The organism is Streptomyces sp. NPDC050504 (assembly GCF_044458065.1).
Taxonomy (GTDB): domain Bacteria; phylum Actinomycetota; class Actinomycetes; order Streptomycetales; family Streptomycetaceae; genus Streptomyces.
Genome location: NZ_JBITHO010000002.1, coordinates 856035 through 874040 on the forward strand (window position 1 = coordinate 856035; position 18006 = coordinate 874040).

Below are 18006 nucleotides of genomic sequence, written 5' to 3' on the forward strand. Positions count from 1 at the left end.
CTCAATGGAATTTCGACAAGGGGTGCTGAGTACGTCGACTCCACCGGCCCCGGTGGTGGGGACGGCGGAAGGCAGCCGTGCGCGCTCGGTCGGCACCGGCCGGGCCCACGCCAAGTCCATTTTGCTGGGGGAGCACGCGGTTGTCTACGGAGCCCCGGCGCTCGCCCTACCGGTTCCGCAGCTGTCGATCACCGCCAACGCCGGGTTCTCCGTCCGAGGCGGAGAACCGGCCGGCGTGTCCTTCACGATGACCGGATCCGCCTGGAAGAAGGTCGGAACGCAGGCGTCCGAGGGGCTGCGCCGGATGACCGCCGACTTCAGGGCGGCCATGGGCGTCGACGACGGCCGGCACCTCGATGTGATCATCGACGGTTCGATTCCGCTCGGCAGGGGGCTCGGCTCCAGCGCGGCCTGCGCCCGTGCCGTCGTCCTCGCCCTGGCCGACCTCTGCGGCACCGAGGTCTCGCAGCGGACGGCGTTCGACCTGGTGCAGACCGCCGAGAACGTGATGCACGGCAAGGCCAGCGGCGTCGACGCGGTCACCGTCGGCGCGAGCGCCCCGCTGCTGTTCCAGGCGGGCGAGGCCCGCACGCTGAGCGTCGGCTGCGACGCGCTGTTCGTCATCGCGGACAGCGGCGCCGTCGGCAGCACCAAGGAAGCGGTCGACAAGCTGCGGGAGAGGTTCCGGCAGAACGCCGGAACGCAGGAGAAGTTCCTGCGCCGGGCGACGGAGCTGACCCACGAAGCCGTGGGCGCCCTCGCCGCGGGCAGGCCCGAGGAGCTCGGCACCCTGCTGACGGAGTACCACGGGCTGCTCCGCGAGGCCGGGCTGAGCACCGACCGGATCGAGGCGATGGTGAGTGCCGCACTCGCCACGGGCAGCCTCGGCGCCAAGATCACCGGCGGTGGACTGGGCGGCTGCGTCCTCGCACTGACCCAGCCCGAGCAGGCGAGAGAGGTCACCCGACGGCTGCACGAGGCGGGCGCCGTGCAGACGTGGATCGTCCCACTGAGGAGGTTCGTCACTCATGGCTGAGCAGCAGAGCACCGTGCTCCGCCCGCGGGAGCGGCCGGGCGCGGGCGGAGCCACCGCGGTCGCGCACCCGAACATCGCGCTGATCAAGTACTGGGGGAAGCGCGACGAGCGCCTCTTCCTCCCGTGGACCAGCAGCCTGTCGATGACCCTGGACATCTTCCCCACGACCACCGGCGTCCACCTCGACGCCGGGGCCGCGGACGACGAGGTGACCTTCAACGGCGCACCCGCGGCGGGCGAGGAACGGCGGCGCATCACCGGATTCCTCGACCTGGTGCGCCAGCGGGCCGGGATCCCGCACCGGGCCGTCGTCGACACCCGCAACACCGTGCCCACCGGGGCGGGCCTCGCCTCCTCCGCCGGCGGGTTCGCCGCGCTCGCCGTCGCCGCCGCCACCGCGTACGGACTGGACCTCGACGACACCGCTCTCTCCCGGCTGGCCCGCCGCGGCTCGGGCTCGGCCACGCGGTCGATCTTCGGCGGCTTCGTCGTCTGGCACGCCGGCACCCACACGGCGCCGCCCGAGGAGGCCGACCTCAGCTCCTACGCGGAGCCGGTGCGGACGGGCGACCTCGACCCCGCACTGGTCATCGCGGTGGTCAACGCGGGCCCCAAGGAGGTGTCGAGCCGCGCGGCCATGCGCCGCACCGTAGAGACCTCGCCCCTGTTCGAGCCCTGGGCCGAGTCGAGCCGGGACGACCTGGCCGAGATGAGGGCGGCGCTCTCGCGCGGCGACCTCGACGCGGTGGGCGAGATCGCCGAGCGCAACTCCCTCGGCATGCACGCGACCATGCTGGGCGCGCGCCCCGCGGTGCGCTACCTCTCGCCCGCCTCGGTCACCGTCCTCGACAGCGTGCTGCAACTGCGGCGCGAGGGCATATCGGCCTACGCGACCATGGACGCCGGACCGAACGTCAAGGTGCTCTGCCGCCGTACGGACGCCGACCGGGTCGCCGAGGCCGTGCGCGCCGCCGCCGCGGGCGGCACCGTGCACGTCGCGGGGCCGGGGCGGGGCGCCCGCCTGGCGGACGAGGGCGGGCGATGACCTCCGGGCGAACGGTCGTCCGCAGCGCGCCGGGCAAGCTGTTCGTCGCGGGCGAGTACGCGGTGGTGGAGCCCGGCACCCCGGCCGTCCTGGTGGCCGTGGACCGGGAGATCACCGTGACGGTCGCGCCCTTGGACACGGCCGACGTCGTGGTCTCGTCCGACCTCGTCCCCGGGGCGGTGACCTGGCGATGGCTCGACGGCCGGCTCCGGGCCCCCGGCACCGAGGACGGGGAGACCGCGGGACACGGCGCACTGACGCACGTGGTGTCGGCGGTCGAGACCGTGCGCCGGCTGCTGGTCGAACGCGGCCTGCCGCTGCCCGGGTTGGACATCTCGATCAGCAGCCGACTGCACGACGACGGCCGCAAGTACGGCCTGGGGTCGAGCGGTGCGGTGACCGTGGCCACGATCGACGCCGTCACGTCGCTGTGCGGCCTGGACCTCTCGCTCGACGCCCGGTACCGCCTGGCCCTGATCTCCTCGGCCGGGATCGACCCCAAGGGCTCCGGCGGCGACCTCGCCGCCAGCACCTGGGGCGGCTGGATCGCGTACCAGGCACCCGACCGGGACTTCGTGCGCGACCTCGCCCGCCGCCACGGCATCGGGGAAGCGCTGCGCACGCCCTGGCCCGGCCTCTCGGTCCGCAGGCTTCCGGCCCCGCGCGGCCTCGCACTCGAAGTCGGCTGGACCGGCAACCCGGCCTCCACCACCGCGCTCGTGTCCGGCCTGCACCGCGGGACCTGGCGCGGCACCGCGTCGCACCGCGCGTTCGTGGAGACCTCCACCGACTTCGTACGCGCCTCGATCACCGCTCTCGAAGCCGGCGACGACCAGGGCCTGCTGCGCCAGATCCGCCGTGCCCGGCAGGAGTTGGCCCGCCTCGACGACGAAGTCGGGCTCGGCATCTTCACACCCGCGCTGACGGCCCTGTGCACGGCCGCCGAAACCGTCGGCGGCGCCGCCAAGCCGTCGGGCGCGGGCGGCGGCGACTGCGGCATCGCCCTGCTCGACGCCGGAGCCACGCACGACATCTCACACGTACGCCAACGGTGGGCCGCGGCCGGGGTGCTGACCCTGCCCGTCGGGCCCGCCCCGGAAGGGATCGAGGAATGAGCGCTCAGCGCAAGGACGACCACGTCCGGCTAGCCATCGAGCAGCAGGACACCCGCAGCGCGATCAACCAGTTCGACGAGGTGTCCTTCGTACACCACGCCCTGGCCGGCATCGACCGGCCGCAGGTGTCCCTGGACACGGACTTCGCCGGGATCTCCTGGCGGGTGCCGCTCTACATCAACGCGATGACCGGCGGCACCGCCAGAACCGGCGTCATCAACCGGGACCTGGCGATCGCCGCCCGCGAGACCGGGGTGCCCATCGCGTCGGGCTCCGTGCACGCCTTCTTCAGGGACCCGGCGTGCGCCGACACCTTCAGCGTCCTGCGCACGGAGAACCCCCACGGGTTCGTCATGGCCAACGTGAACGCGACGGCATCGGTGGCCGACGCGCGGCGCGCCGTCGAACTGCTGGCGGCCGACGCCCTGCAGATCCACGTCAACACGGCGCAGGAAACGGCCATGCCGGAGGGCGACCGGTCCTTCGGGTCCTGGGTCTCGCAGATCGAGAAGATCACGGCGGCCGTCGACGTGCCCGTGATCGTCAAGGAGGTCGGCAACGGCCTGAGCCGCGAGACCGTCCTGACGCTGCGTCAACTGGGCGTCCGCGCGGCGGACCTCGGCGGCCGGGGCGGCACCGACTTCGCCCGCATCGAGAACGGCCGGCGCCCGCTCGGCGACTACGCCTTCCTCCACGACTGGGGCCAGTCCACCGCCGCCTGCCTCCTGGACGCGCAGGACGTCGGGCTGCCCGTGCTCGCCTCCGGCGGCGTCCGCCACCCCCTCGACGCGGCCCGCGCCCTCGCCCTGGGCGCCCGTGGCGTCGGGGCCTCCGGAGTGTTCCTGCGCACCCTGCTCGACGGCGGTGTCGAGGCGCTGGTCGCACAGATCACGAGCTGGCTGGACCAACTCGCGGCCCTGCAGACCATGCTCGGCGCGCGCACCCCTGCCGACCTCGCCGGCAAGGACCTGATCATCCACGGCACCCTCCGTTCCTTCTGCGCCGACCGCGGCATCGACACGGGGCGACTCGCCCGGCGTGCCCGATCGGCCGACGCCCTCCACGATTCGACGGGAAGAGCACGATGACCGACACGCACGCCATTGCCAGGGTTCCCATGAAGTGGGTCGGGCCCCTTCGCATCTCCGGGAACGTCGCCGACACCGAGACCCACGTGCCCCTCGCCACCTACGAGACGCCGCTGTGGCCCTCCGTGGGCCGCGGCGCGAAGGTGTCCATGCTCACCGAGCGGGGCATCGTCGCCACCCTCGTCGACGAGCGCATGACCCGCTCGGTGCTCTTCGAGGCGACCGACGCCCAGACCGCGTACACGGCCGTCCGCACCATCGAGGCGCGGATCGAGGAACTGCGGGCCGTGGTCCGCACCTGCAGCCGGTTCGCCGAACTGCTGGAGGTCCGGCACGAGATCGCGGGCAACCTGCTGTTCGTCCGGTTCGAGTTCAGCACCGGCGACGCCTCCGGCCACAACATGGCCACGCTCGCCTCCGACGCCCTCATGACGCACCTGCTGCAGACCGTTCCGGGAATCGCCTACGGGTCGATCTCCGGGAACTACTGCACGGACAAGAAGGCGACCGCGATCAACGGCATCCTCGGCCGCGGGAAGAACGTGGTCACGGAACTGCTCGTCCCGCGCGACGTGGTGGAACGCGTCCTGCACACCACGGCCGCCAAGATCGTCCAGCTGAACATCCGCAAGAACCTGCTCGGGACCCTGCTGGCCGGCGGCATCCGCTCGGCCAACGCCCACTACGCCAACATGCTGCTCGGGTTCTACCTGGCCACCGGCCAGGACGCGGCCAACATCGTCGAGGGCTCCCAGGGCGTCACCCTGGCGGAGGACCGCGACGGCGACCTCTACTTCTCCTGCAACCTGCCCAACCTGATCGTCGGCACCGTGGGCAACGGCAAGGGCCTGGAGTTCGTGGAGACGAACCTGACCCGCCTCGGCTGCCGCGAGGACCGCGCACCCGGCGAGAACGCCCGCCGGCTCGCCGTCATCACGGCGGCGACGGTCCTCTGCGGCGAGCTCTCGCTGCTCGCGGCGCAGACCAACCCGGGCGAACTCATGCGCGCGCACGTCGTACTGGAACGCGGCAACAAGACGGCAAAGGTCGGTGTCTGAGCATGTCCAACGACTCTTCCTTCGGGATCCACGACCTGTCCTTCGCGACGACCGAGTACGTCCTGGAGCACACGACGCTCGCCGAGCACAACGGCACCGAGATCGGCAAGTACCACATCGGCATCGGCCAGCGGTCGATGAGCGTTCCCGCCGCGGACGAGGACATCGTGACGCTGGCCGCGGCCGCCGCCGCCCCGATCATCGCCCGGCACGGCTCCGAACGGATCCGCACGGTGGTCTTCGCGACGGAATCCGGGATCGACCAGGCGAAGGCCGCGGGCGTGTACGTGCACTCGCTGCTCGGCCTTCCGTCGGCCTGCCGCGTCGTCGAGCTGAAGCAGGCCTGCTACGGGGCGACGGCCGCCCTGCAGTTCGCCATCGGACTCGTACGGCGCGACCCGGACCAGAAGGTCCTCGTGATCGCGAGCGACGTCTCCAAGTACGACCTGGACAGCCCCGGGGAGGCGACCCAGGGCGCCGCCGCGGTGGCCATGCTGGTCGGTGCCGACCCCGCCCTGGTCCGGATCGAGAACGCCTCGGGCCTGTTCACCGCCGACGTCATGGACTTCTGGCGGCCGAACTACCGCACCACCGCGCTGGTCGACGGGCACGAGTCCATCCAGGCGTACCTGCAGGCGGTCGCGAGCAGCTGGAAGGACTACGGCGAGCAGGGCGGCCGCGCCCTCGACGAGTTCGCCGCGTTCTGCTACCACCAGCCGTTCACGAAGATGGCCTACAAGGCGCACCACCACCTGCTCAACCACACGGGCCACGAGACCGAGAAGGCCGACATCGAGCGCGCCGTCGGGCAGACCGTGGCCTACAACGCCACCATCGGCAACAGCTACACGGCCTCGGTGTACCTGGCCCTCGCCGCGCTGCTCGACCAGGCGGACGACCTGACCGACCGGCCCGTCGGCTTCCTCAGCTACGGGTCAGGCAGCGTCGCCGAGTTCTTCGCGGGCACGGCGGTCCCCGGCTACCGCGAACACCTGCGGACCGAGGCGAACCAGGCGGCGATAGCCCGGCGCAAGCCGGTCGACCTCGCCCGCTACCGCGAGCTGCACGAGTGGTCCTTCCCGGCCGACGGAGGAGAGCACCTGACCCCGTCGGAGACCACGGGGCCCTTCCGCCTGGCCGGCCTCAGCGGTCACAAGCGCATCTACCAGGCGCGCTAGAACACCTCCGGTCCCGCGGGTGCGGGGGCGGCCCCCCACGGCCGCCCCCGCACGCGCCCGCCACGGCCGCCGCACGCCAGTTCTTCACACACCGTTCTCCATACCACTTGAGGGGAGGGCAGCCGTATGGCCGACGTCAGGATCCTCGGTACGGGTGCCTACGTGCCGGAGCGAATCGTGTCCAACGACGAGGTCGCCGCGGCGGCGGGGGTCGACGACGCGTGGATCACCGGTAAGACCGGCATCAGGGAACGGCGCTGGGCTGCCGACGGCCAGGCCACCTCCGACCTGGCCACCGCCGCGGGGCGGGCCGCGCTGCGGTCGGCCGGCCTCACCGCCGACGACCTGTCCGTGATCGTGGTCGCCACGTCCACGCCCGACCGGCCGCAACCGCCCACCGCCGCCTACGTCCAGCAGCGGCTCGGCGCGGGCGGCGCGGCCGCGTTCGACGTCAACGCGGTCTGCTCCGGCGCGGTGTTCGCGCTCTCCGCGGCCGAGGGCGTGCTCGCCCGCACCGGCGGCCACGCACTGGTCATCGGCGCGGACGTGTACTCCCGCATCCTGAACCGGGCCGACCGCAGGACCGTGATCCTGTTCGGGGACGGCGCCGGAGCGGTGGTCCTGGGTGCGTCGGCCGACCACGGGCCACGGGTCCGGCACCTCGCGCTGCACTCGTTCGGCGAACACTCGGACCTCATCCAGGTGCCCGCGGGCGGCAGCCGCATGCCGGTGGACCGTACGGTCCTCGACGCGGGGCTCCAGTACTTCACGATGGACGGGCGGGGCGTCCGGGACTTCGTCGGCGACCACCTGCCGCAGCTGGTCAAGGGGTTCCTGCACGAATGCGGTGTCGTACCCGACGACATCGGCCACTTCGTGCCGCACCAGGCCAACGGCGCCATGCTGGACAGCGTCTTCGCCGCCCTGGAACTGCCTCAGGCGACCATGCACCGCACGGTGACGCACTACGCCAACACGGGAGCCGCCTCCATCCCGATCACCCTGGACGCGGCCGCCCGCGCCGGCGCCTTCACCGCCGGAGACCTGATCCTCGTGGCCGGCTTCGGCGGCGGCATGTCGGCGGGATTCGCGCTGGTCGAGTGGTGAGGTGACGCGGGCGGGACCTCGCGCGGCCCCGCCGCGCTGTACGGTGCCGTACACCGAGAACCGGGAGGTCTTCCGTGGCGAGCGCCACCACACCGCGCACCGAGTGGATCCACGCCGGGCTGCGCGCCCTCGCCGCCGGAGGCCCCGACGCGGTCCGGATCGAGGCCATCGCCAGGGCGCTCGGGGTCACCAAGGGCGGCTTCTACGGCTACTTCGCCGACCGCGACGCGCTGCTCACCGAGATGCTCGACACCTGGGAGCGCGAGGTCACCGAGGCGATCATCGACAGCGTCGACGCCGAGGGCGGCGACGGACGGGAGCGGCTGCGCAACCTGTTCCGCGTCGTGGGCAACCGGCCGAGGGCGAGCACCGAGGTGGGCACGGAGCTGGCCATACGGGAGTGGGCGCGGCGCGACCCCGCCGTGGCGCACCGGCTCCGGCGCGTCGACGAGCGCCAGATGGGCTACCTGCGCGGGCTGTTCAGGGAGTTCTGCCCCGACGAGGTCGAGGTGGAGGCGCGCTGCGTCATCGTCGTCTCGATGCGCGTCGCCGCCCACCTCGTGACGTTCGACCACGGGACGCGCATGCACGAGGACGTCATGGAGCGGGTGCGGCGGCGGGTTCTGGAGTAGGCGGCGGCGCGCTCGACGCGACGTGCGGGGCAGGGCGCGGGGCGGCGCGCGACGCGGGGACGGTCGGCGCCGACCGGGCCGCCGCGTGGCTCGCCGAGCAGCGGGAACGGGCCGGTGCGGGGAGGGCGTTCGTCGCCGTGCCGGTCTTCGTCGCCCGAGGGGTGTGCGGCTGACGCACCCGGGTCGAGGCCCGGCAGGACCTAGGGGCGCCCGGCCGCTTCCGGCGAGCGGAGGGCGCTCGCGTCGAACTCCGCGTACGCCTCCTCCGCCTCCGCCAGCACCTCCGCCACCCGGCCCGCGCGCAGCGCCACCGGGAGGCCGGCGAGGTCCGTGCCGTGCACGAGCCGCAGCCGCGCGTCGGGCAGACCGCAGAACTCCGAGATCCCCACGCGGAGCCCGAGGTCCATCGCCGCGGTGAAGCCCTTCTCCGCCGACTCCTCGGCGGAGATGCCCATCAGGCCGAGCCAGAGCATGCGGCGCCCCGCGAGGCGCGGCCTGCTGCGCCCGTACGCGAAGCCGTAGTTCCACACCCGGTCGATCCAGCCCTTCAGGATCGCCGGCACCGAGAACCACCAGACGGGGAAGACGACCACGATGTCGTCCGCCGCCAGGATGCGCTCCATGTGCGCGGCGACCTCTGGGGAGTACTCCTTCTCGCGGTCGTCCCAGTCCGGTTCGTCGGCCGGGGTGAGCCGGGGGTCGAAGTCCTCCGCGTACAGGTCGAGCAGGTCGACCGTCCCGCCGTCCGCCAGCAGCTTGCGGCGTACGGTCTCGACGACCTGCGCGGTGAGCGAGTCGCCTCGCGGGTGGGCCTGGACCAGGAGGGTGCTGCGGGGCACGGCGGGCTCCTTGGGGTGAGGGGGGTGGCGTGCGTACGGGTCAGATGCCGAGGCCCGAGCCGCCGCTGACGTCGATGTTCTGGCCGGTCACCCAGCGGGCGTCGTCCGACGCGAGGAAGGCGACCACGTCCGCGACGTCGCCGGGCTGCCCCACCCGGTCGAACACCGAGAAGGCGGCGGCCCGCGCCTTCGCCTCGGGGATCGCCATCCACGGGTGGATGTCGGTCTCGATGGTGCCGGGCGAGACGGCGTTGACCGTGATGCCGCGGGCGCCGAGCGTCTGGGCCAGGGTGAGGGTCAGCACCTCGACCGCGCCCTTGGACGCCGCGTACGACGTCATGTCGGGGAAGGCGACCTTCGTGACGCCCGAGGAGACGTTGACGATGCGGCCGCCGTCGCGGAGCCGGTCCAGCCCCTTCTGGACGATGAAGAAGGGCGCCTTGGCGTTGACCGCGAAGACCCGGTCGTAGTCGGCCTCCGTCACCTCGTGGATCCTGCCGGGGCCCGCGACGCCCGCGTTGTTGACCAGGACGTCCACGCCGTCCGCGTGGGCGTCGAACGCCGCCCAGAGCGCGTCCGCGTCGCCCGGGACGCCCAGCTCGGCGCGGATCGCGAAGGCCCGGCCGCCCGCCTCCTCGATCGCGGTGACGGTCTCCTTCGCGGCGGCTTCGTTGCTGGCGTAGTGGACGCCGACCAGGGCGCCCTCGCTGCCCAGGCGCTGTGCGATGGCCCGGCCGATGCCGCGGCTTCCGCCGGTGACCAGTGCCGTCCTGCCGGTGAGCTTGCCCATGATGTGCTCCTCGTGTCGACGCGCGGCCCGAGGTCCGCGTCGTGTGCTGTTCGGTGGTTGCGGGGATCACGTTGCCGCCCCTCGGTTCGGGTTCGGTTCGGGCTCTGTTCGGATCGGATGCGGGGGTGTTGTGGAACTGCTCGGGCCAAGGGTTTGCCGGGGGTTACGGTGGGCGCCATGAAATTCGGGGTTCTGGGGGAAATCGCCGTCTGGACCTCGGACGGCACGTCCGTCCGGGTCCCCGAGCTGAAGGTCCGCGCGCTGCTCGCCTCGCTCCTGGTGGACGCGGGGCGCCCGGTCGCCGTGCACCGGCTCGTCGACGACCTGTGGGGCGACGAACCGCCGGGCAACCCCGCGCGGGCGCTCCAGGCCAAGGTCTCCCAGCTGCGGCGCGCCCTGGACGAGGCGGAGCCCGGCGGGCGCGGCCTCGTGGTGACGCGGGCTCCCGGATACGCGATCGAACCGGCAGGCGGCACCGGCGGGTCGGACGCCGAACTCTTCGTGCGGCTGGCGGCGCGGGCGCGGGCCGCGGCGGACCCCGGCGCGCGGGTCGCGCTGCTGACCGAGGCGCTGGAGCTGTGGCGGGGGCCCGCGTTCGCGGACTTCGCCGACGAGGCGTTCGTACGGGCAGCGGTGAACCGGCTGGAGGAGGAGCGGATCACCGCCCTTGAGGACCGTGCGGAAGCCCGGCTCGAACTCGGTGAACACGCGCTGCTCGGCGGGGAACTGGCGGAGCTGGTGGCGCGCCACCCGCTGCGGGAGCGGCTGCGCGCCGTGCAGCTCAGGGCGCTGTACCGGGCGGGACGGCAGAGCGAGGCACTGGCGGGGTACGAGGAGCTGCGCGCCCGGCTGGCCGACGAGCTGGGGCTGGATCCCGGTCCTGAGCTGGTCGCGCTCCAGCGGGCGATCCTCGCGCAGGACCCGGAGCTCGGCGCGGTCGCGGAGAGCGGTGCGGTGAGCGGTGCGGTGAGCGGTGTGGGGAATGGTGTCGTGCGCGGTGCGGCGAGTGGTGCGGGGAGTCGGGTGGAGACCGGTGCCGGTGCCGGTGCTGAGGCGGACGCGGACGCGGGTGCGGGGTGGGGTGCCGGGCGGGTGCCGGCGCCCGTTTCCGGGCTCGTGGGGCGAGAGGCCGAGGTCGCCGAGGTCAGGGCGCTGCTCGCCGAGCGGCGGCTGGTCACGCTCACCGGGCCCGGGGGCGTCGGCAAGACGCGGATCGCGCTGGAGGTGGCGCGGGGGCTGGAGGCGGAGGCCGCGGGCGGCCCGGAGGGCGGGGGCGGCCCGGGTGACGGGCTCGCCGGGGTGTTTCCCGACGGGGTCAGGTTCGTGGAGCTGGCCGGGGAGAGCGCGGGCGGCGCGGGGGAGCGGGACGTCGCCGAAGTGGTCGCCGCCGCGCTCGGGATCCGCGAGGACGGGGTGTGGGGCGCGGTCGGGGGCCCGACCGGGCCCGCCGCGCGGCTCGCGGACGCGCTGCGCGGCCGACGCGCGCTGCTGGTGCTCGACAACTGCGAGCACCTGGTCGAACCCGTCGCCGACCTGGTCGAGCTGCTGCTCAGATCGGCTCCCGGAATGCGGATACTGACGACCAGTCAGGAAGCGCTGGCGCTCGCGGGCGAGACGCTGTGGGGCGTGCCCGTGCTGGATCCGGCGGACGCGGCCGAGCTGTTCGCGGTACGGGCAGCGGCCGCCGCGCCCGGCTTCGCGCTCGACGACGACAACCGGCCCGTGGTGGAGGCGATCTGCCGACGCCTCGACGGGATTCCGCTCGCCCTCGAACTCGCCGCGACCCGCGTCAGGGCGCTCGGGGTGCGTCGGCTGCTCGACCGGCTGGACGACCGCTTCCGGCTGCCGGGCAACGAGCGGCGCGGCGTCCCCGGGCGCCAGCAGACGCTCCGCGCGATGATCGACTGGAGCTGGGAGCCGCTGGGCGAGCCCGAACGCACGGTGCTGCGGCGGCTCGCGGTCCACGCGGACGGCTGCACGCCCGAGACCGCCGAGGAGGTCTGCGCGGGAGGCGCCGTCGCGCCCGACGAGGTGCTCGACCTGCTCGTGCGCCTGGTCGACCGGTCGTTGGTCGTCGCCGTCGTCGGGGCGGACGGGCCGCGCTACCGGCTGTTGGAGTCCGTCGCCGCGTACTGCCTGGACCGGCTGGGCGACGCGGGCGAGCTGGCCGCCGTACGGGCCAGGCACTACGCCCACTTCACGGCGCTCGCCGAGCGCGCGGAGCCGGAGCTGCGGGGGCACGGGCAGCGGGAGTGGCTGGCCAGGCTCGACGCGGAGTCCGCGAACCTGCGGGCCGCGCTGGAGAACGCGGTGGGGCAGGGCGACGCGGAGTGCGCGCTGCGGCTGGTCGACGCGCTGACCTGGTACTGGGTCCTGCGCGGGCGCATCGGCGAGGCGCGGAGGTCGGCGGGCGCGGCACTGGGCGTCGCGGGGCGCGGGGCGCGACGCGCGGCGGGTTCCGATTTCGGTGCCGATTTCGGTGCCGGTGCCGGTGCCGGTGCCGGTGCCGGGGCTGGGGACGGTGCCGGTTCCGGGGCCTCGGGTGCGGGGCGTCTGTTGCGGGCCCGGGTCGGGGCCTGGGCCGTGGGCGTCGACATGATGGGCGGGTACGGGGCCGACCGGGAGGCGCGGATCGGCGCGGCGCTCGGGGAGTTCGGGGAGGCAGGGGAGTCCGGGGATGCGGGGGAGTCCGGGGCGGGCGACGTCGCCGGGCTCGCCCGCGCGCGGTGGTTCCTGGCGCACGCGCAGTGCGGCACGGGGGACTACCTCGCGGGCGCCGAGCTGACGAGGCGGGCCCTGGAGGCGTACGAACGGCTGGGCGACCGCTGGGGCACGGCGGCCGCGCTCGGGGACCGGGCGATGCAGCGGCTGCTGCGCGGCGAGCTGGCGGGGGCCGCGCGCGACGGGCGGGAGAGCGCGGACATCTTCCGTGAACTCGGGGACCGCGCGGGCGAGGTGGGCGTGGCCCACCCGCTCGCACAGCTCGCCGAGGTGTACGGGGACTACGAGGGCGCCGCGCGGATCCTGCGGGACGGGCTCGGCGCGGCGGAGAGCCTGGGCCTCGCCACCCTCGCGGCCGACCTGCTGTCCGGGCTCGGCAGGATCGCGCTGCTCACCGGGGACCACGCGCAGGGGCGCGCGTACCACGAGCGGTCGCTGCGCCTCGCCGACGAGCAGGGCTTCCGCGCCGGGGCCGTCAACGCCGAGCTGGGGCTCGGGCTCGGCGCGCGGCGGGAGGGCGCGCTGGAGGAGGCGGAGAAGTGGCTCAGGGGGGTGCTGGAGTGGCACCGGGAGGTGGGTCTTGAGGGCTCCAACGCCTTGGTGCTCGCGGAGTTGGGGTTCGTGGCGGAGCTGCGGGGCGACGCGGCGGGAGCGCGGGCGCTTCAGGAAGAGGGGTACGCGATGGCGCGGGCCGGGGGCGACCCGCGCGCGGTCGCCCTCGCGCTGGAGGGGCTTGCGGGGGCGTGCGCCCTGGCGGGCGAGGTGAAGAGGGCGGCGGCGCTGCTGGAGGAGGCGGAGGGGATCCGGGCGGGGGCCGGGGCGCGGTTGCCCTCCGGGGAGCGGGGGGACGTCGAGCGGATCTGGGGGGTCGTGCGGGGCGGGGCGCCCTGAGGGCCTCGTCGGGCTCCTGCGCGGGGCGTCGCCCCTCCGGAACCGCCCGGAATCGCCAGGGACCGCCCGGGACCACCCGGCCCCTACCCCTCCAACAACTCCCGCACCTCTCCCAGGGACCTCGCGAGCCTCGTCGCGCCCGCTTCCTTCAGCGCCGCGCCGTCGCGCTGCCAGCGGGCCACCCCCAGGAAGGGGACGCCCGCCGCCCTCGCCGCCGCCGCGTTCCTCGGGGACGTGCCGATCATCAGGCACCGCTTGCGGTCCTTCCCCTCCTCGGCCAGCATCTCGTTCAGCACGTACGGCGACGGCATCATCCGGCTCGGGTCCGCCGGGCGGCCGAACACCCCTCCCCGTACCGAATCCAGCAGGTCGAACGCCTCCAGGTGCGCCACGACCGCGTCGCGGTGCAGGTCCGAGACCACGGCCACCTCGCGGCCCGACGCGTGCAGCGCTCGAACCAGGGAACGTGCCTCCGGATCGGCCTTCGCCTTCTGGACCGCCGCCAGCTCGTGATCCGCCACCGCCTCCCTGAGGTGACGGATGTAGCGGTGGGACGGGTACTGCCGCAGCAGGTCGCTGGGGTAACTGCCGTCCCAGTCGCGCGGATCGGGGCTCATGCCGTCGGACGCCATGGCGTCGAGCACGGTGCGGATCCAGTGCGTCGACGGCGTGCCCTGGAGCAGGACCAGGCTGCCCAGGCCGAAGACCACGGTGCGCACCCGGGCGAACGGATCGCTGTCCGGCTGCCGTACCCCCAGCAGGCAGTAGTGGCCCTGACCGCCGCCCCCGACCTCGGTGAACGCCTCCGCCTCCCCCTCCGCGTCGAGCCGGGGGAGCAGGGAGTCGGGGACGACGACGGCCCCCGGCGCGCCCGCCGCCGCCAGGCGGGCGCGGAGCAGCGCGGGCGGGGCCAGTTCCGCCGCCGCGTCCCAGGGCGCGGAGCGGAACGGCACGACGGCGGCCAGGAGCGGCGGCCTGTTCCGTACGGAGGTCAGCGCGGGCAGCAGCCGCTCGCGCAACAGCCGTACCAGCCGGGGCTGGAGCGTGCCCGCCTCGTCCGGCGGCTCGAAGAACGCGCCGACGGTGACGCGTCCGCGCATGGCGAGTCCCGACATGTGGTCGGGGCGCAGATCCGTACCGGCGAACACGTCCGCGACGAGGGCGCGCAGGTCCTGACGCAGCCGCGTCTCCTCGCGCGGATCGGCCTGCGGCGCCGCGCCCGCGCCCCCGCCCGTCAGGTACTCGAAGACCACCACCCTGCGTTCGCCGCCCAGCGGGCCGAACCGCACCCCCGCTTCCCTGATGAGCGTGTTCAGGGCGCCCATCAGGGTGATCGCCCCGGGGTCGTACGCGGAGGCGGACGTGGCGATGTGCGTCGTGAACTCCGCCAGGGCGTCCGGGTCGACCTCCTGGAAGGCCCTGGCCAACAGGGACATCAGCTGCTGCCTGCCCGGATGGGTGAGCAGCAGCGGCTTGACGCGCTCCAGGGCGGCCTCCGCGCGTCCCTGCGCGATGTCGATCTCGGTGAGGGACGCGACCAGCTGGAACCACTCCTCGGCCAGCACCGTGCGGGTCTCGTCGGCGGCGGGCCCCGGCACCCCGTCCAGCGGGCTCGGCCCCTGCTCGGGCGTCGGCACGGGCCACAGGCGCAGCGCTTCGCGCAGCAGTTCGGCGGCGCCCTCCGGGTCGTCCGCGTCCGTGCGGCGCCGCGCCTGTTCCGCCAGCGCCCAGTGCCGGTCCAGGTCCACCTCGTCGGCCGGGGCCAGCTCAAGCGCGTACCCCTGGGAGCGCCGCACCACGGCGTCCTGCCCGAGCACCTTGCTCAGCCGGGACAGGGCGACCCGCACGGTTCCCTCGGCGCCCGGCGGCGCCCCCTTGCCCCACACGCCCCGCACCAGGTCCGCTATCGGCGTCGCGTGGCCCCGGCGCATCACCAACTGGGCCAGCACGGCGTGCTGTTCGGGTGATCCGAGCGTCACCCGGGTGCCGCCGCGCGAGACCGAGAGCGGACCCAGCACCCGGTAGCGCAGGGCCGCCTGCCGCCTCGGCGGGTCGTCGGGGGCCGCCCGGAGCGTGTCGATCGACCGGGCCGCCGCCTGGCGGCGCGCGTGCTCGGGGGCGGTCAGCTCCTGGATCAGCCCTCTGATCTCCGCGGACAGGTCGGGCCGCCGCACCGCCAGCGGGACCACCGCGCGGCGCGGGTGCGCGAGGGTCGCCATCTGGTTCAACAGGCCGCCGAGCGCGTAGAGGTCGCGGTTGCGGTCCAGCGGCCTCGGACGGACGTCCAGGCCGTAGTCGCACAGCTTCAGGCGGCCGTTGGACGCGAACTTGATCCGGGACGCCTTGATGTCGTCGTGCTCGACCCCGTACTCCGTCAACTGGTCCATGGCCGTGAGCAGTTCGTACGCCGCCGTGCGGATCGCCAGCTCGGGCATGCCGTTCTTGGAGTGCTCGATCAGCTCGCTGAGCGGCTTCCCGTCCAGGAGCTCCATGACGACGAAGACCCGGTCGCCCGTGACCCCGAAGTCGTAGAGCCCCGCGAGGTGTTCGGGGAAGCGCACGCTCGCCTGCCGCGCCGCCCGCAGCCGGTTCAGCGCGCCCTGCCAGTTGTCCGGGCGCGGGGTGGTCTTCAGTGCCACGAACCGTTCTTCCCTGGAGTCCCAGGCCTGCCACACGAACCACTTGTGGCCCGCCTTGAGCATCCGCTCCACCCGGTACCGATCGGGGAGCCGCCCCTGCTCGTCCGGTGCGCCCTCCTCGTCCGGCCGTCCGGGGCCGTCCGGGTCATCCGGCTCGTCCGGCGCCGATCCGACGGGCTCCAGGTCCGCCCCGCCCAGGTTCCGTACGGTCTGGCGGGTGACGGTCGCGAACGAATCGCCGGGCCGCTCGCCGCGCCCGTCCTCCGGGGCGCCCCCGTCCTCCGGGGCCACCTCCACCAGCGCCCGGAACTCCCCGGCCGCCGTGCCCGCCCGCTCGTCGATCTTCTTGCCGACGCGCACCAGCAGGTCCTGCGTGCGCCCGTACGCGCTGCGCGGCACCGTGCGGCGCAGCACGTCCCGCACGCCCGGCCGGAACACGTAGCTGCCCGCGGGCCCCGGCACCGCCTTGAGCATGCCGCTGAGGACGATCTCCGCGAGGTGCTGCGGCTGCGGGTGCCGCTCGACCGCCGCCTGGACCAGCCGCATCACCGGCAGGTCGGGGCGGCCCGCCGTCAGGTGGCCCGCCAGCCGGAACGCCTCGGGCGAGGCGAGCGACCTGAAGCGCAGCACCAGCTCGTCGGGGGCCAGTTCGTCGGCCTCCGGCCCTTCGGGCGCGAGGGGCGGCCGCGTCCCGAGCGCGGCCACCGCGCCCGGCACCTGCCCGCCGGTCCCCGCGACCAGGTGCGCCCAGTGGCCCAGCCACTGCGGGGTGGGCTCCAGGACGGGCAGCGGCACCATCCCGTCGGGCCAGCTCTCGCCGTACGGTGCGAAGGCGAGCGCCGCGTCGGGCGCGCCGGGCGCGGGCGACGACAGCAGCCCCGCGACCGTCGGCAGCGCGGTCTGCCGCCACAGCCGCTCCGGCAGCGGCTGGACCACCGCGACCGGCATCCGCTCCGCCCAGCCGCGCAGCGTCCGGTACCAGCGCGTGCCCGCAGCGCCCTCCCGCCACTGCGGCCCCGTGCAGTCGCTGACCAGCAGCGTCACGGTGTGTTCCACGGGCGCGTGGGCGGGCGAGCCGGTCAGCGTGCCGTCCGTCGCCAGCGCGGCCGTCTCCACCGTGCGGAAGATCCCGGTCTGCACGCAGACCGTGTGCAGCTCGCGCACCAACGGCTGCCACACCGGCATCGTCGGCCCCGTGTCGTGCACGAGCCGCAGCCGCAGCCACCGCTCGCGCACCGGCCGCAGCACCGGCAGCCACCGGCCGGGGCGGGCCCGGACGCGCGCCATGCGGTGCGCGGTCGCCTCCTCGTCCAGCTCCCTGGCCGTCGGCGAGGCGATCGTGCGCCGCAGCGGGCGCAGCGCGCGCTGGAGGAGCAGCGGGCGGGCCAGCATCGGCGGCGCGGGCGAGGTGAGGGCGGCGTGTGCCGTACGGTCCCGGCCGTCGGGGGCGTTCGGTGCGGGGTCCGGTGCGGGGTCCGGTTCGGGCGCGGATGGGGCGGGGCCGTTCGGCGCGGCGGCGGAGTCTTCCGGGTCGGACGGTTCGGGTGCGGCCGGGGTGAGCAGCGGGATCCGGCCGCCGCCCGGCCCCGCGGGCGGCGGTACGGGCGGGGGCGCGGCCGCGGGCGGTGCGGTGAGCGGGGTCGCCGGGTCGGGCGGCGGCGGCGCGGCGCCGTCCGCGGCCTTTGGCCCGCGGCAGTGCCCGGCCAGCCACAGCAGTTCGGCCAGCTCGGTGCCGGTCGGCCGCGTGCCGCCGTTCGCGTCGGCCAACAGGTCGGCCAGCGCGTCGAGTCCGGCGCTCATCGCGCGCGGCGCGGGCCGTTCCTCGCGCGCGGCGCGGTGCGCCCGTGCCGTCCGGTCGTCATCCATC

The 18006-nt window shown here is 74.5% G+C and carries 12 protein-coding genes; 9 read left to right on the forward strand and 3 right to left on the reverse strand.

Annotation, left to right across the window (positions count from 1 at the left end):
- The first annotated feature begins 4 nt into the window (after positions 1-4).
- From mvk to ACIBNE_RS09675, 8 genes are all read left to right on the forward strand, one after another.
- Positions 5-1036 (forward strand): mevalonate kinase, encoded by a 1032-nt coding sequence (mvk, locus tag ACIBNE_RS09640; RefSeq protein WP_399270911.1) that lies wholly within the window; start codon positions 5-7, stop codon positions 1034-1036.
- Positions 1029-2081 carry a diphosphomevalonate decarboxylase gene (gene mvaD / locus ACIBNE_RS09645; RefSeq protein ID WP_399270912.1) on the forward strand — a complete coding sequence of 351 codons (1053 nt, stop codon included), beginning with the start codon at positions 1029-1031 and terminating at the stop codon, positions 2079-2081. Before mvk ends, mvaD begins: the two co-directional genes overlap by 8 nt.
- On the forward strand, positions 2078-3196 hold the full coding sequence (locus ACIBNE_RS09650; RefSeq protein WP_399270913.1) for a phosphomevalonate kinase: 1119 nt from the start codon (positions 2078-2080) through the stop codon (positions 3194-3196). Before mvaD ends, ACIBNE_RS09650 begins: the two co-directional genes overlap by 4 nt.
- On the forward strand, positions 3193-4284 hold the full coding sequence (fni, locus tag ACIBNE_RS09655) for a type 2 isopentenyl-diphosphate Delta-isomerase (RefSeq protein WP_399270914.1): 1092 nt from the start codon (positions 3193-3195) through the stop codon (positions 4282-4284). The genes ACIBNE_RS09650 and fni overlap by 4 nt, the downstream gene beginning before the upstream one ends.
- A complete protein-coding gene (locus tag ACIBNE_RS09660; RefSeq protein ID WP_399270915.1) occupies positions 4281-5342 on the forward strand; it encodes a hydroxymethylglutaryl-CoA reductase in 1062 nt (353 codons plus the stop codon). Before fni ends, ACIBNE_RS09660 begins: the two co-directional genes overlap by 4 nt.
- Positions 5343-5344: 2 nt before the next feature.
- Entirely contained in the window at positions 5345-6520 is a 1176-nt protein-coding gene (locus tag ACIBNE_RS09665; RefSeq protein ID WP_399270916.1) for a hydroxymethylglutaryl-CoA synthase, read from the forward strand.
- Between the two features lie 126 nt (positions 6521-6646).
- Entirely contained in the window at positions 6647-7627 is a 981-nt protein-coding gene (locus ACIBNE_RS09670) for a 3-oxoacyl-ACP synthase III family protein (protein WP_399270917.1), read from the forward strand.
- A gap of 74 nt (positions 7628-7701) precedes the next feature.
- Positions 7702-8259 carry a TetR/AcrR family transcriptional regulator gene (locus tag ACIBNE_RS09675; protein WP_399270918.1) on the forward strand — a complete coding sequence of 186 codons (558 nt, stop codon included), beginning with the start codon at positions 7702-7704 and terminating at the stop codon, positions 8257-8259.
- 200 nt (positions 8260-8459) lie between these two features.
- Here the strand turns inward: ACIBNE_RS09675 and ACIBNE_RS09680 are convergent, their stop codons facing one another.
- Positions 8460-9098: an NAD(P)H oxidoreductase gene (locus ACIBNE_RS09680; protein WP_399270919.1), complete on the reverse strand. Its 639-nt coding sequence runs from the start codon at positions 9096-9098 to the stop codon at positions 8460-8462.
- Between the two features lie 40 nt (positions 9099-9138).
- A complete protein-coding gene (locus tag ACIBNE_RS09685; RefSeq protein WP_399270920.1) occupies positions 9139-9888 on the reverse strand; it encodes an SDR family oxidoreductase in 750 nt (249 codons plus the stop codon).
- A 177-nt stretch (positions 9889-10065) separates the two neighbouring features.
- On the opposite strand from ACIBNE_RS09685, the gene ACIBNE_RS09690 reads away from it, so the two are divergent.
- Entirely contained in the window at positions 10066-13500 is a 3435-nt protein-coding gene (locus ACIBNE_RS09690; RefSeq protein WP_399270921.1) for an AfsR/SARP family transcriptional regulator, read from the forward strand.
- An 83-nt stretch (positions 13501-13583) separates the two neighbouring features.
- Here the strand turns inward: ACIBNE_RS09690 and ACIBNE_RS09695 are convergent, their stop codons facing one another.
- On the reverse strand, positions 13584-18005 hold the full coding sequence (locus ACIBNE_RS09695) for an SAV_2336 N-terminal domain-related protein (RefSeq protein ID WP_399270922.1): 4422 nt from the start codon (positions 18003-18005) through the stop codon (positions 13584-13586).
- Position 18006 lies beyond the last annotated feature (1 nt).